11 protein-coding genes are annotated in these 13,548 nt (G+C 66.5%); 7 read left to right on the forward strand and 4 right to left on the reverse strand.

Features of this window, described 5'->3' with window-relative positions; translation table 11 throughout:
* The first annotated feature begins 333 nt into the window (after window positions 1-333).
* The 7 genes from NF876_RS04200 to NF876_RS04230 all read left to right on the forward strand — a co-directional run bounded on the left by NF876_RS04200 (window position 334) and on the right by NF876_RS04230 (window position 7,887).
* Window positions 334-864, forward strand: a complete 531-nt coding sequence (locus NF876_RS04200; RefSeq protein WP_262267655.1) for a CDP-alcohol phosphatidyltransferase family protein — start codon at window positions 334-336, stop codon at window positions 862-864.
* Window positions 865-893: 29 nt separating this feature from the next.
* Window positions 894-2,009: an AI-2E family transporter gene (locus NF876_RS04205; RefSeq protein ID WP_262267592.1), complete on the forward strand. Its 1,116-nt coding sequence runs from the start codon at window positions 894-896 to the stop codon at window positions 2,007-2,009.
* The gene (locus tag NF876_RS04210) at window positions 2,002-2,694 is read left to right on the forward strand and encodes a P-loop NTPase family protein (RefSeq protein ID WP_262267593.1); all 693 of its coding nucleotides are present in this window, start codon (window positions 2,002-2,004) and stop codon (window positions 2,692-2,694) included. Before NF876_RS04205 ends, NF876_RS04210 begins: the two co-directional genes overlap by 8 nt.
* Window positions 2,695-2,840: 146 nt before the next feature.
* Window positions 2,841-5,009: an RNA degradosome polyphosphate kinase gene (locus NF876_RS04215; protein WP_262267656.1), complete on the forward strand. Its 2,169-nt coding sequence runs from the start codon at window positions 2,841-2,843 to the stop codon at window positions 5,007-5,009.
* Between the two features lies 1 nt (window position 5,010).
* Window positions 5,011-6,531 carry an exopolyphosphatase gene (gene ppx / locus NF876_RS04220; protein ID WP_262267594.1) on the forward strand — a complete coding sequence of 507 codons (1,521 nt, stop codon included), beginning with the start codon at window positions 5,011-5,013 and terminating at the stop codon, window positions 6,529-6,531.
* Between the two features lie 114 nt (window positions 6,532-6,645).
* Window positions 6,646-7,269 carry a 2OG-Fe(II) oxygenase gene (locus NF876_RS04225; protein ID WP_173948213.1) on the forward strand — a complete coding sequence of 208 codons (624 nt, stop codon included), beginning with the start codon at window positions 6,646-6,648 and terminating at the stop codon, window positions 7,267-7,269.
* A gap of 75 nt (window positions 7,270-7,344) precedes the next feature.
* Entirely contained in the window at window positions 7,345-7,887 is a 543-nt protein-coding gene (locus tag NF876_RS04230; RefSeq protein ID WP_262267595.1) for an NUDIX domain-containing protein, read from the forward strand.
* Window positions 7,888-8,035: 148 nt separating this feature from the next.
* On the opposite strand, the gene NF876_RS04235 is transcribed toward NF876_RS04230, so the two are convergent.
* The 4 genes from NF876_RS04235 to NF876_RS04250 form a co-directional block, all read right to left on the reverse strand.
* Window positions 8,036-8,725: a hypothetical protein gene (locus NF876_RS04235; protein WP_262267596.1), complete on the reverse strand. Its 690-nt coding sequence runs from the start codon at window positions 8,723-8,725 to the stop codon at window positions 8,036-8,038.
* A 65-nt stretch (window positions 8,726-8,790) separates the two neighbouring features.
* Window positions 8,791-9,960, reverse strand: coding sequence for a ribonuclease D (gene rnd / locus NF876_RS04240; RefSeq protein ID WP_262267597.1), 1,170 nt, complete (start codon window positions 9,958-9,960; stop codon window positions 8,791-8,793).
* Window positions 9,961-10,118: 158 nt separating this feature from the next.
* Complete coding sequence (locus NF876_RS04245; RefSeq protein ID WP_262267598.1) at window positions 10,119-12,296, reverse strand: peptidase domain-containing ABC transporter; 2,178 nt, start codon at window positions 12,294-12,296, stop codon at window positions 10,119-10,121.
* Window positions 12,293-13,486, reverse strand: coding sequence for an HlyD family secretion protein (locus NF876_RS04250; protein ID WP_262267599.1), 1,194 nt, complete (start codon window positions 13,484-13,486; stop codon window positions 12,293-12,295). The genes NF876_RS04245 and NF876_RS04250 overlap by 4 nt, the downstream gene beginning before the upstream one ends.
* Window positions 13,487-13,548: the final 62 nt, after the last annotated feature.

Below are 13,548 nucleotides of genomic sequence, written 5' to 3' on the forward strand. Positions count from 1 at the left end.
CGGCCGTGTCGTCGATGAAGGCCTCCCAGGAATGACGGCCACAAAAGGCTAAGGTTCCCGCTCCGGCGAATTTTGTCCCCGTGCGGCGGGTCGACGGCGGCCCAGTACCTCCGTCCTGATATCGCCAGGCTCGTGCGGGAAAACCCCTTGTTCGAGGTGGGATGCCTTTCCGATCGGGATGGCCGGGACAGGCCCGGCCAGGACGCGGCGGGCCCGGTGACGGAAGCGGGGTGGCCGGGATAGGTCCGGTCATGACCGGGAGAGGGGCCCATGATCCCCATCCTGCCGACCCGACGATTGAACTCCGCGCCTCGACCGGCCATCATCGGGCGGATGACCATTCCGAACATCATCACCATCGGCCGGCTGATCATCGTGCCCATCGTGATCGTCATGATCATGCAGCACCGGTGGAGCACGGCTTTCGTGCTCTTCGTCGTGGCCGGGGTCTCGGACGGGATCGACGGGTTCATCGCCCGCCATTTCAACCAGAAGAGCGAGTTCGGCGCCTATATCGATCCGATCGCCGACAAGGCGCTGCTGGTCTCGATCTACGTGACGCTGGCCATCGTGGGGGCGATCCCGAGCTGGCTCGCCATCGTGGTCGTGTCGCGGGACGTGATGATCGTGGCGGCGATCCTCCTGTCCTGGATCATGAGCCGTCCGGTGGAGATCAAGCCGCTCCTCGTGAGCAAGCTGAACACCGGGGCGCAGATCGCCTTTGCCGCCTATGCCCTTGCGGCGAATGCCTTCGGGGTGGATCTCGCGGGGCTCGACGAGGTCGCCATGGTGTTGGTCGCCACCTTGACCATAGCGTCCGCCGGTGCCTATCTCGGGGGCTGGCTGCGGCACATGACCACCTGAAGGCCAGAATTGGCAGCTATGGAGTACCGATGACGGTCCAACGGCAGATCGGGTTCTGGATTGCGGCGCTGGTCGTGGCGGTTCTGCTGCTGTTCGTCCTGAGGGGCATCCTGCTGCCCTTCGTGGCGGGCTTCGCGCTGGCCTATCTGCTCGATCCCCTGGCCGACCGGCTGCAGAAGGTCGGCATCGGGCGCCTGGGCGCGAGCCTGCTGATCCTGGTCCTGTTCGTCCTGGTCTTCATCGTGGCCCTCATGATCCTGGTGCCCTTCGCGGCCCAGCAGGTGGGGGCCTTCGTGGAGCGCCTGCCGGGCTATGTGGCGCGGCTTCAGGAACTCGGCGCCGAGCAGCTCGGTCCGCTGATCCGCAAGCTCGGGATCGAGGACGCCCTGCCGGCGACCCCGCCCTCCGTGGGCAACCTCATCAGCCAGGGCATCGCCTGGGTGACGGCTTTCCTGCAGGGATTGTGGTCCGGCGGGCAGGCCCTGATCGGCATCTTCTCCCTGCTGGTGGTGACCCCGGTCGTCGCCTTCTACATGCTCGTCGACTGGGACCGCATGGTCCGGACGGTCGATTCGTGGATGCCGATGAAGCACCGGGAGACGATCCGGGCCATCGCCCGCGACATCGACCGGGCGATCGCGGGCTTCGTCCGCGGCCAGGCCCTGGTCTGCCTCATCCTGGGAACCTTCTATGCGGTGAGCCTGGCGCTGATCGGGCTCAATTTCGGCGCCCTGATCGGCATGACGGCGGGCATCCTGAGCTTCATCCCCTATGTGGGCTCGCTCACCGGCCTCATCCTGTCGGTCGGCGTCGCCATCGTGCAGTTCTGGCCGGACTGGACCATGATCGCCGCGACGCTCGGCATCTTCATCTTCGGCCAGTTCGTGGAGGGCAACATTCTGTCCCCGAAGCTGGTGGGCGATTCCGTCGGTCTGCATCCGGTTTGGCTCATGTTCGCCCTCGTGGCCTTCGGCGCGCTCTTCGGCTTCGTCGGCCTGCTGCTCGCGGTCCCGCTCGCGGCCGCCGTGGGGGTCGTGGCGCGCTTTGCCCTGCGGCAGTACCTGGCGAGCCCCCTCTATCGCGGGACCGAGCCGGTGATCCTGAAACCGAAGGTCGAGCCCGAGAAGGTCGAACTCGATGCGTGAGACGCCCAAGCAGCTCGCCTTCGATCTTCCGCTCGATCCCCGGTTCGGAGCCGAGGACTTCCTCGTCAGCCCGTCGAACGAGCAGGCTTACGGCCTCATCGAGAGCTGGCCCGACTGGCCGGACACGATCCTGCTCCTCGTCGGACCCCGCGGCAGCGGCAAGAGCCATCTCGCGTCGATCTGGGCGACGAACGCCCGCGCCTGGACCATCGACGCTTCCGGCATCACCCAGGACAAGGTCCCGCATCTGGTCTCGAACGGCGCGCTCGCCATCGAGGACATGGACCGGGGCGAACGGGACGAGGCGGCCCTGTTCCATCTCCTGAACCTGGCGCGCGAGAAGAAGGCTTCCCTGCTGATCACCTGCGAGACGCCGCCCGACCGCTGGTCCCTGCGGACGCCGGATCTCCTGTCGCGCCTGCGCCTCGCGCCGGGCGTCTCGCTGGAGGCACCGGACGATGCGCTGCTCAAAGCCGTCCTGGTGAAGCTCTTCGTCGACAGGCAACTCGTGGTCGACACCTCCGTTGTCGATTATATTGCCCTGCGGATCGAACGGTCTTTGGCAAAGGCATCCGAGCTCGTGGCGCTCCTCGACCGGGAGGCCCTGAGCCGGGGCCGGCGCGTGTCACGAACGATCGCCGCGGAGATCCTTGGCGCCGCACAGGAAATGGATGAGAGCGAGTGAAGCCTGACATCAACGCCGCGTTGTCGAACCGTCGTGAAACCGTCACGAAGCCCAGAGCAAAACGGTCGCCGAAGAAGGAAGCGGCGGAGGTCGAAGTGCGCAGCGCGATTGCCCTGAAGGAGGTGGAGACCGTCAGCGAGGCCCCGTTGCCCAAGGCGCCGCCGGACATCGAGCTCGACGGGGCGGTGCTCCGGAAGTTTCCGCAGCGCTTCATCAACCGCGAGCTGTCCTGGCTGCAGTTCAACCGGCGGGTGTTCGAGGAGGCCTCGAACCGCAACCATCCGCTCCTGGAGCAACTGCGCTTCCTGTCGATCTCAGCCGACAACCTCGACGAGTTCTTCATGGTCCGCGTCGCCGGCCTGATCGGGCAGGTGCGCTCGGGCGTCGCCACGACATCGCAGGACGGGCTCACTCCGCAGGAGCAGCTCGCCAAGATCGCGGTCGCCGTGTCGAACCTCGCATCCGACCAGCAGCGGCGCTGGCGCGAGTTGCGCGACGCCCTGCTGGAGGAGGGCATCATTCTGACGGAAGGCTCCGGCCTGACCAAGGCGGAGGCCTCCTGGCTCGAGGATTACTTCCTCAACCACGTCTTCCCGGTCCTGACGCCGCTCGCCATCGATCCGGCGCATCCTTTTCCGTTCATCCCGAATCTCGGCTCCTCCATCGCCCTGAAGCTGGTGCGCCAGAGCGACGGCAAGGTGCTGAACGCCCTGATCCGCCTGCCGTCGCGCGCCGAGCGCTTCATCCGCCTGCCGGATTTCGCCGAGACCGGCGCCACCCGGTTCATCGCCCTCGAGCAGATGATCGTGCTCTACACGAGCCGCCTGTTCCCAGGATACGAGGTCCAGGGGCAGGGCGCCTTCCGGGTGATCCGTGACTCCGACATCGAGGTGGAGGAGGAGGCCGAGGATCTGGTGCGCCTGTTCGAGACGGCCCTCAAGCAGCGCCGCCGGGGCAGCGTGATCCGCCTGGAGGTCGAGGCGGCCATGCCCGAGGATCTGCGCCTCTTCGTGGCCGAGGAGCTGGAAGTGTCGAGCGACGAGGTCTTCGTGGTCGAGGGCATGATGGGCCTGCGCGACCTGTCGCAGCTCGTCGCGCTCGAACGCCCCGACCTGAAGTTCAAGCCCTACAATCCGCGCTTCCCCGAACGCATCCGCGAGCACAGCGGCGACTGCTTCGCGGCGATCCGCGAGAAGGACATCATCGTTCACCACCCCTACGAATCCTTCGACGCGGTGGTGCAGTTCCTGCGCCAGGCCGCGCGGGACCCGAACGTGGTGGCGATCAAGCAGACCCTCTACCGGACCTCGTCGGATTCCCCGATCGTGGCGGCGCTGGCGGAAGCCGCGGAAGCCGGCAAGTCCGTGACCGCCCTCGTGGAGCTCAAGGCCCGGTTCGACGAGGAGGCCAATATCCGCTGGGCCCGCGACCTGGAGCGCGCCGGCGCCCAGGTGGTGTTCGGCTTCATCGAGCTGAAGACCCACGCGAAGCTGTCGATGGTCGTGCGTCGCGAGGGCAGCCAGCTCATCACCTACTGCCATGTGGGGACGGGCAACTACCACCCGATTACCGCGCGCATCTACACCGACCTGTCCTATTTCACCGCCGACCCGGTGATCGGCCGGGACGTGTCGCGCATCTTCAACTTCGTGACCGGATACGCGGAGCCGGCCGAGCTTGAGCGCATGGCGGTCTCGCCGCTGAACCTCAAGAAGCGCCTGCTCGAGCACATCGCCGAGGAGGTGGAGCACGCCAGGGCGGGGCGGCCCGGCGCGATCTGGGGCAAGTGCAATTCGATGACCGATCCCGAGATCATCGACGCCCTCTACGACGCCAGCGCGGCGGGCGTTCAGGTCGATCTCATCGTGCGCGGCATCTGCTGCCTCCGGCCCGGCATCAGGGGCCTCTCGGAGAACATCCGGGTCAAGTCCATCGTCGGGCGCTTCCTGGAGCACACCCGCATTTATGCCTTCGGCAACGGGCAGGCGCTGCCGAACACCAAGGCGCACGTCTACATCTCGTCCGCCGATCTCATGTCGCGCAACCTCGACCGCCGCGTCGAGGCCTTGATGCCGATCCTCAACCCGACCGTGCACCAGCAGGTGCTCGACCAGATCATGCTCGCCAACCTCCTCGACAACGAGCAGAGCTGGACGGTGCTTCCCGACGGCTCGAGCCAGCGGGTGGTGCCCGCCAAGGGCGAGGAACCATTCAACGCTCACAAGTATTTCATGACAAATCCGAGTTTGTCGGGCCGTGGCAAATCCCTCAAGACCTCCAGCCCCAAAGCGCTCGCCAAGCGCGGGCAGCGCTGACATGCAGGCCGTAAGCCAGGAGGCTCAGGGACGGCTCAAGATCGGCCGTCCCGTGGCCATCATCGACATCGGGTCGAACTCGGTGCGCCTCGTGGCCTACGAGGGCCTCTCCCGCGCCGTCACGCCGATCTACAACGAAAAGGTCCTCTGCGGCCTCGGACGCCATGTGGCGACCACCGGCCGTCTGGACGACGAGGCGGTCGACCGGGCCCTGCGGGCGCTCGACCGGTTCCGGGTCCTCTGCGACACGATGCAGGTGTCCGAGGTCTTCGTCCTGGCGACCGCCGCCGCGCGCGACGCCTCCAACGGTCCGGCCTTCCTGGAGGCGGCCGCCCGGGCCTGCGGCCGGCCGATCAGCCTGCTCTCCGGCGCGGAGGAGGCGAGGGCCTCGGCCCTCGGCGTCGTCGCGGGCTTCCACGAGCCGGACGGCATCGTGGGCGACATGGGCGGCGGCAGCCTGGAGCTGGTGGAGGTCCAGGGCTCGCAGGTCGGGCAGGGGGTCACCATGCCCCTGGGCGGTCTCGCCCTGCAGGATCTCAGCGGCGGCTCGCTGAAGCGGGCCCAGAGGATCGTGCGCGAGACCCTGGAACGCGCTCCCGAATACCTCGAGAACCTCCATGGCCGCACGTTCTACGCGGTCGGCGGCACCTGGCGCGCCCTGGCGCGGCTGCACCAGGCGGCGCGGGACTACCCGCTGCACGTGATGCACGGCTATCTCATCGACCCCGACGACGGGCTCGACTTCCTGCGTCTCGTCGAGGAGGCCGATGCCAAGACCCTCAAGGACATCGAGAGCGTCTCGGAGGCCCGCCGACCGCTGCTCGCCTACGGGGCCATCCTGCTGGAGGAGATCATCCGGCTCGGCCAGCCGGTCGAGGTGGCCATCTCGGCCTTCGGCGTGCGCGAGGGCGTGCTGTTCGACCGGCTCGATCCCGAAACGCGCGAGCGCGATCCTCTGCTCGCCGCCGCCAGCGACCTCAATCTCCTGCGCTCCCGCTCGCCCCGCCACGGGGTGGAGCTGTGCCAATGGACCGAGGCCTTCATCCGGAGCCTGGGCCTGCCGGAAACGGAGTACGACACCCGCCTCCGGCGCGCCGCCTGCCTCCTGGCCGACATCGGCTGGCGTGCCCACCCGGACTACCGGGGCGAGCAGAGCCTCAACCTGATCGCCTATGGGGCCTTCGCCGGGCTCGACCATCCGGGCCGCGCCTATCTCGCCCTGTCGATCTTCTTCCGGCACGAGGGCCTGTCTCCGGACAAGGTCAGCTCGCGCATCAAGACGCTCGCCGGTCCGCGCCTCCTGGAACGCGCCCGGCTGCTCGCCGCCCTGATGCGGGTCGCCTATCCGGTCTCGGTCGCCATGGAGGGCGTGCTGCCCGAGGCGCCCCTCACGGCCCGGGGCAGCCAGATCGTGCTGCGTCTGCCGGCCCATCTGGAGCCGCTCGCCAACGAGCGCCTGTCGGGCCGCCTGCGGGGGCTGGGCAAGCTTCTCAACATGGATCCGGTCATCGAAATCATGTGAAACGGGCGCGCGGGCGCGTGCGTCGCTGTATCCCATCGCCAAGATGGGTTTACAGTGCCATTCGCTGCGCTACTGTCCAACCCGCAAGAGAACACGCACCAAGGGGAAATGACCATGGAACTGGTCGACCTGACAGCTGTCCGCAACGCCGACCGCTCGAACGAGCCTTACGATTATCTTCTCGCATCCGGCGTCCTGAAGCAGGATAAGATCGACGAGCTGCGGCGGGACTTTCCCGCCATCGACAAGCCCGGCTACCTGACCGTGGACGAGGTCAAGCTCCAGGGGCGCTTCAAGCAGCTCATCGACGAGCTCGAGGGTCCGGAGCTGACCGAGGAGCTGTCGAAGAAGTTCGGCATCGATCTGCACCCCTATCCGCGCCTGACCACCATCATGAAGAAGTCGCAGCCGAAATACGGCGCCATCCACACGGACGGCCCGTCCAAGGTCATGACCATGCTGATCTACATGAATGACGAGTGGCAGCAGGACGAGGGCGGCCGCCTGCGCGTCCTCTACGACGAGAAGAACTACGACCGCTACAAGCTGGAAGTGCCGCCCGTCATGGGCACCATGTTCGCCTTCCTGCGCGCCGACAATTCCTGGCACGGCCATCTGCCCTTCGCCGGCGAGCGCCGCGTGGTCCAGATCGCCTGGGTGAAGAGCCAGGCCGACGTCGACCGCAAGAAGAAGCACAACAAGTTGGCGCAGGTCTTCAAGGGCATTTTCGGGCGGTGACCCATCCAGCGCCGTGGCGTCTGGTGTATAAGCAATGGCCGGGATCATCCCGGCCATTGTCATGTGGGGGGAGCCATGGCGCCGGACATCAGAACCGTTGCGACGCGCATCGTCTACGAGAACCGCTGGATGCGCGTGCGGGAGGACGCCATCGTCCGACAGGATGGCTCGCCCGGCATCTATGGGGTCGTCGAAAAGACCGACTTCGCGGTTATCGCGCCTATCGAGAACGGACTAGTGTACCTTGTGGAGCAGTACCGCTATCCCGTTCAAGCCCGCTACTGGGAATTGCCTCAGGGCTCCTGGGAGGATGCTCCTGGGACCGATCCGCTCGAACTGGCCCGCGCCGAATTGCGGGAGGAGACGGGCCTGACGGCCCAGACCATGCGGCAGGTCGGGCATCTGTTCGAATGCTACGGCTACTCGAACCAGGGCTTCCACATCTACCTCGCGCAGGGTCTCAGGCAGGGTGAGACCCGCCGCGAGCACACGGAGCAGGACATGATGTGCCGGGCGTTTCCGCTCGACGAGGTGCTGGCGATGATCGCCGGCGGCACCATCAAGGATGCGGCGACGGTGGCGACGCTGGGGCTTCTCCGGTTGAAGGGACTGATCTGACCCATCAGGCCTGGGCAATTGTCCGCAGCCTCACCGGCCCGCGCTCTCCTCCGAGTCACTGGGGTGGCCCTCGGGTCCGCACGATGCATTCGGCCTCAGCTTCGTATCATGGTCGGGCTCGTCCCGGCCATGCTTTCTTGAGGCGTGCTTATTGAGGTGGGACTCCCCCGCTTGCTCCCGCAACGGACTCATTTTTGAGAAGGTGCCAGCGCCCCTTTCTCTTGATGTAAATCGAAGCCCAGATCCCCTCATCAAAGTCGTTATAGACCTTGCCGTCCGGCTTGAGCCACCAGAGGCTCGTGCGCCCGCTCGCAATGACAACGGCCCGATTGTATTGCCTGTCGAAAATCGGGGCCGAGTATTCAAGACGATACGTTCGAAAGCCTCTCGATATTATGCCAGGCAGCTTCTCGTCCTTCAGCTCACCTTTCTTGAGCTTGTCGAGGCTAGGCTGCAGCTTCTCTTTGGCTTCTTTCTCCGTGCAGAAGGCTTCTCGCATCGCGCCGCTGGGATCAAGAATGTCTGCCGGTTCACCCGGAGTAAAAGAGGGTGAGAGGTCCGCAGCAACAGTCAGGCCGAAATACGTCTCTGCGATTCCATGAGGAACGGCATACTTGAGCCACTCAGCACCCAACTCGCACGGGGCTGGCTTGTTTTCTTTATCCTTTTCGCGCTTCTCACGGATCGCTTGAAACAGGGCGATAGCTTCTGAAGCAAGCCGTATCTGGCGCTTCTCCCAAGCCTGAAGCTCGCTAGCCGCTATTTGTTGAGGAATGCCTGTTTTACCGAAGGCTAGAAGGCCGACGAGGAGGAGAATTGAGGAACTCGCATTGGGCATGGCGCTTGAGCGAAGATCATTCGGCCGAGTGTGATAATATTCAATATCATCTTTCGTTGCCCATGTCACTTCAGCGGGGAGGCCGCCAGTGCCTGCAACTTCACCCGCCCGCGCTCCAGCACCAGCCCGAGCTCTCCGTTCTTCAGGGCGATGGCCTTGTCGCCGAACAGCCTGCGACGCCAGCCGTGCAGGCTGGGGACGTCGGCGGTGTCGCTGTCGGCGATGGCTTCCAGCTCCTCGACCGTGGCGATGATCTTGGGCGCGACGCCCTCCTGCTCGGCCACGGCCTTGAGCAGGACCTTCAGCAGGTCGACCACCGACCCGGTATTGGAACGGCCCCGGCTGCGCTCGGGCATGGGGATCGTCGCGGGATCCCGGGCCAGCGCCCGCTCGACCGCTTCGAGGATCTCGCCGCCGGTCCGGGAGCGCTCGAAGCCGTTGGGGATGGTGCGCAGACGCCCCAGGGCTTCCAAGCTGCGGGGGGCCGAGGTGGCGATGTCGATCACCGCGTCGTCCTTGAGGATGCGCCCGCGGGGCACGTCCCGCGCCTGGGCCTCGCGCTCGCGCCAGGCCGAGACTTCCATGAGCACGGCGATCTCGCGCGGCTTGCGGAGCCGCCCGGCGAGGCGCCGCCAGGCATTGGCCGGATCGGCCTGATAGGTCTCCGGCGAGGTGAGGATCGCCATCTCCTCGGCCAGCCATTCGAGGCGGCCGTTCTTCTTCAGCTGGTCCAGCAGCGCCTCGTAGACCTTCACCAGATGGGTGACGTCGGACAGAGCGTAGGTGAGCTGCGCGTCCGTGAGGGGACGGCGCGACCAGTCGGTGAAGCGGGAGGACTTGTCGATCTTGGCCTTAGCGAGATCGTTGGTGAGCTGTTCGTAGGAGACCGAGTCCCCGTAGCCGCACACCATGGCGGCGACCTGGGTGTCGAAGAGGGGTTCGGGCACGATGCCGCCGAGGTTCCAGACGATCTCGAGATCCTGACGGGCCGAGTGGAACACCTTCACCACGTTGCGGTCGGCCATCAGGGCCATGAAGGGCTCCAGGCTGATGCCCTCGGCCAGCGGGTCGATGAGATACGCTTCCGCAGGCTCGGGGCTCGCCATCTGGATTAGGCAGAGCTTGGGATAATAGGTGGTCTCGCGCAGGAACTCCGTATCGACGGTCACGAACGGATGCTGGCTGAGGCGGTTGCAGACGGCCGCCAGGGCGTCGGTGGAGGTGATCAGATCCATGAAGCGTACATAACCCATCGGGCCAGAGCCCGCGAGTCCGCCGTGGACCGATCGTCCTATTGTCCGAGGATAAGGTAAAACCGCCCCCAGGCGAAGGCCTTGGCGGCACGTTACTCCGTTTACTAAACGTTACTACGTTTGGATGCCGCCGCGCTCCGTCAGGCCCGGCCGAATCCGGCCACGCCGCCCACGGACTGCCGGGCCGCTTCGGCAAAGGCGAGGGCATCGCCGTCCATCGGCGGCGAGACCCGGCCCTCCCGCAGAACCACGATCCGGTCCGCCGCGCGGATCGTCTCCGGCCGATGCGCGATGACGATGCGGGTGATCGCGAGACCGGCCAGTGCCCGGTTGACCTCCCGCTCCTTGTCGAGGTCGAGATGCGAGGTGCCTTCATCCATGAAGAGAATGCGGGGGCCGCGATACAGCGCCCGGGCCAGCAGGACGCGCTGGCGCTGGCCGCCCGACAGGACGGTGCCCATGTCGCCGACGAGCGTGTCGTAGTTCATGGGCATCGCCATGATGTCCTGGTCGATCCCTGCGAGCGTCGCGCATTCACGCATCCGCTCGAGATCGATCCGCGCGTCGAAGAACGCAATGTTCTCGGCGATGCTGCCGGACAGGAGCTGGTCGTCCTGCATCACCACGCCGACCTGCGACCGGAAGCACCGGACACCGAAATCCTCGAGGGGCGTGCCGTCGATCAGCACGCGCCCCTGCGTCGGCCTGAACAGCCCGAGCATGATCTTGAGCAGTGTCGTCTTGCCGCCGCCCGACGGCCCCGTGATGGCGACGAACTCGCCGGGCTCCACCGTCAGGGTTGCGCCCGACAGGACCTCCGGCTCGGTGTCGGCGTAACGGAAGCCGACGTCCTCGATCGCGACGGCGCCGGCGACCTGTCGCGTCACGAGGCTGCCCCTGTCGCGGTCGTGCTCCCGTTCGGCGAGGGCGATGTCGGACAGCCGGTCGAGATGGAGATCGAGCATGCGGTACTGCATGCCGGTCTCGATGAGGTTGGTGGCCTTGCCGAGGAACTGCTCCTTGTAGGCCATGAAGGCATAGAGCATGCCGATGGTCATGTCGTTCGCCAGGACGCCCCTTGCGCCGAGATAGACCACGAGGACGTTCTCGATGCCGGCAATGAGGTCGTTCGCCGTCTTGAAGCCGATGGTGAAGCGGCCGTGACGAATCCCGCGGCCGAGGGCCTCCGCATGGCGGTTCTGCCACAGGGCTTCCCGATCGGCCTCACGTCCGAAGATCTTGATGCTCTGGATCGCCCGCGCCGTCTCGATGAACGTGGACTGCTCCCGGGCCGAGGCCTCGATCGCGTCCTCCTGCCGCTGACGCAGGCTCCGGTAGAGGGCGAGGCGGACAAGGCCGTAGAGGGCGAGCCCCGCCAGCACGATGCATGACAACCTCGGGCTGTAGATCAGGATCATCACCAGGGTGAGCGTCGCCATCACGCCGTCGACGAAGGCGGCGATCAGCCCTTCCGAGATCAGCCGCTGGATCGGCTCCGCCGACCGGAACCGCGACACGAGATCGCCGATATGCCGTTTCTCGAACCAGCCGAGGGGCAGGCGTACGAGATGATGGAACAGGGTGGCGCCCATCTGGAAGTTGAGTGCGCCGCTCAGGAAGAGAAGCACGTGCGCACGGAGCCAATCCGTCCCGACATGGATCAGCGTGAGAAGCCCGAAGCCGAGCGCCAGGGCGGTGAGGAGGCCATGGTCGCCCTTCACTACCGCCTCGTCGACGGCGATTTGCATGTAGAAGGGCGCGGCGAGCACCGTCGCCTGCAGCAGCCCCGACAGAACGAGCGCCTGGACGAGCGCGCGCTTGATCCCGTGCATCCGTCCCCACAGGGAGGAGAGGTTCAGGCGCGAGGTCTCCTTGCGGCGCTCGAAGGAAGCGGTCGGGGTCAGTTCCAGGGCAATGCCGGTGAAGTGACGGCCGAGTTCGTCGTGGCTCAGGGTCCGAATGCCACTGGCGGGGTCGTGCACCGTCACCGTCCGGGCGCCCACCCGTTTGAGCACCACGAAGTGGTTCATGTCCCAATGCAGGATGCAGGGCAGCCTGATGCGGCCCAGCTGATCGGGCTCGAGGCGCAGGCCCCGGCCCGTCATGCCCAGGCGCTCGCCCATGACGAGCACGTCCTTGAGGGTCACGCCCTTGAGCGAGATCGAGAACAGGCGGCGCAGCGCTGCGAGGTCGATCTCGCGGCCGTGATAGGTCGCGATCATGGCCAGGCACGCGAGACCGCATTCGGACGCTTCGGACTGGATGATCGCCGGCAGGCGCGGCGCCCCGAAATAGTCGAGCTGGGCGAAAACCCTCACATCCGCCCCCGGGCGCTGATGAGCGGCTCGAACAGCCATGCGACAAGGGAGCGGCCTTCCAGAACGATATCGGCCTTGAGGGTCATGTCCGGCTGAAGGGCGACCTGCCGCCCGAAGGCGTCGATGACCTGCCGGTCGAGGCGCACGGCCTGCGACACGGTCGCGACGCTGCCGCCGATCGTTCCGAAGCGCTGATAGGGAAAGGCATCGACCATCAGCCGCACCCGCTGGCCCACCGTCACGAAGCCGATGGAGCGGCTCGGAACGAAGAGTTCGGCGTGCCGGTCCGCGTTGTCCGGCACGAGGGTGAGGAGGGGCTTGCCGGAATCGACGGTCTGTCCGGGCGCAGCCTGGAGGGCGGTGACGCGCCCGGTGATCGGGGCCGTGAACACCTGCGCCCGCTGGGCCAGCGCCTCCGCCTCCGCCCTCTGCCGTTCCCGATCGGCGAGGTTGAGGCGCAGCTGCGCCAGCCGCTCGACCTGGCGAACCGGCAACTGCTCGCGCTCGAGCTCGGTCCGGCCGAGGTCCTTGTCGGCTTCGGCCAGCTCCCGGTCGATCTCGGCCAGGGACTGGCGGCGGGAGAGCAGGGCGTCGTCCTGCTCCTGCAGGGCCGCCCGGGTGGCGTGTCCCTGTTCCGACAGGCGGGCGACGGCATCGCGCCGGTCCTCGGTGACCTGGATGCGCTCGGCCATGAGACGCCGCTGGACCACGAGGGCCTCCCGCTCGGCCGCCACGGCCCCGATGGCCGCATCAAGGCGCCGGATCTCGTTGTCCGTGCGGGCGGGGTCGGCTCGGATCTGCTCCTTCAGCACCTCGACCTGCGTTTCGAGCGAGGCGAGGATGGCATCGTCGAGGGTCCCGCCGGCCTCGAGCCCCTGACGGGACGCGATCGTGAAAAGCGGCTGGCCCGCCGTGACCCGGTCACCGTCCTGCACCGTCACGGTGGTGAGGATCCCGTTGCGCCATGGGACCATGCGCACCGTGCCGCCCGCCACCACGATTGCCCCGGGGGCCGTTTCCTTGCGGGCATACTCGGCCGTGGCAAGGAACAGAACGACGATGGCCGCGCAGGCGATGAGAAAGCCGCCGAGGAGATGCCACGAGAGGGGCGCGGCTGGAAGCGACACGGACGAATGCTCGCCCATGGCTGCAGTCACGGCCTGTGGCCGGAACAGGGGCCGATGTGCCACCACGATTCCCCGCGCAACATGATAACGAGACTATGTTGCAGAAATGGCCGGGCGGCACAAGG

The sequence above is a fragment of the Microvirga yunnanensis genome (genome assembly GCF_025460875.1).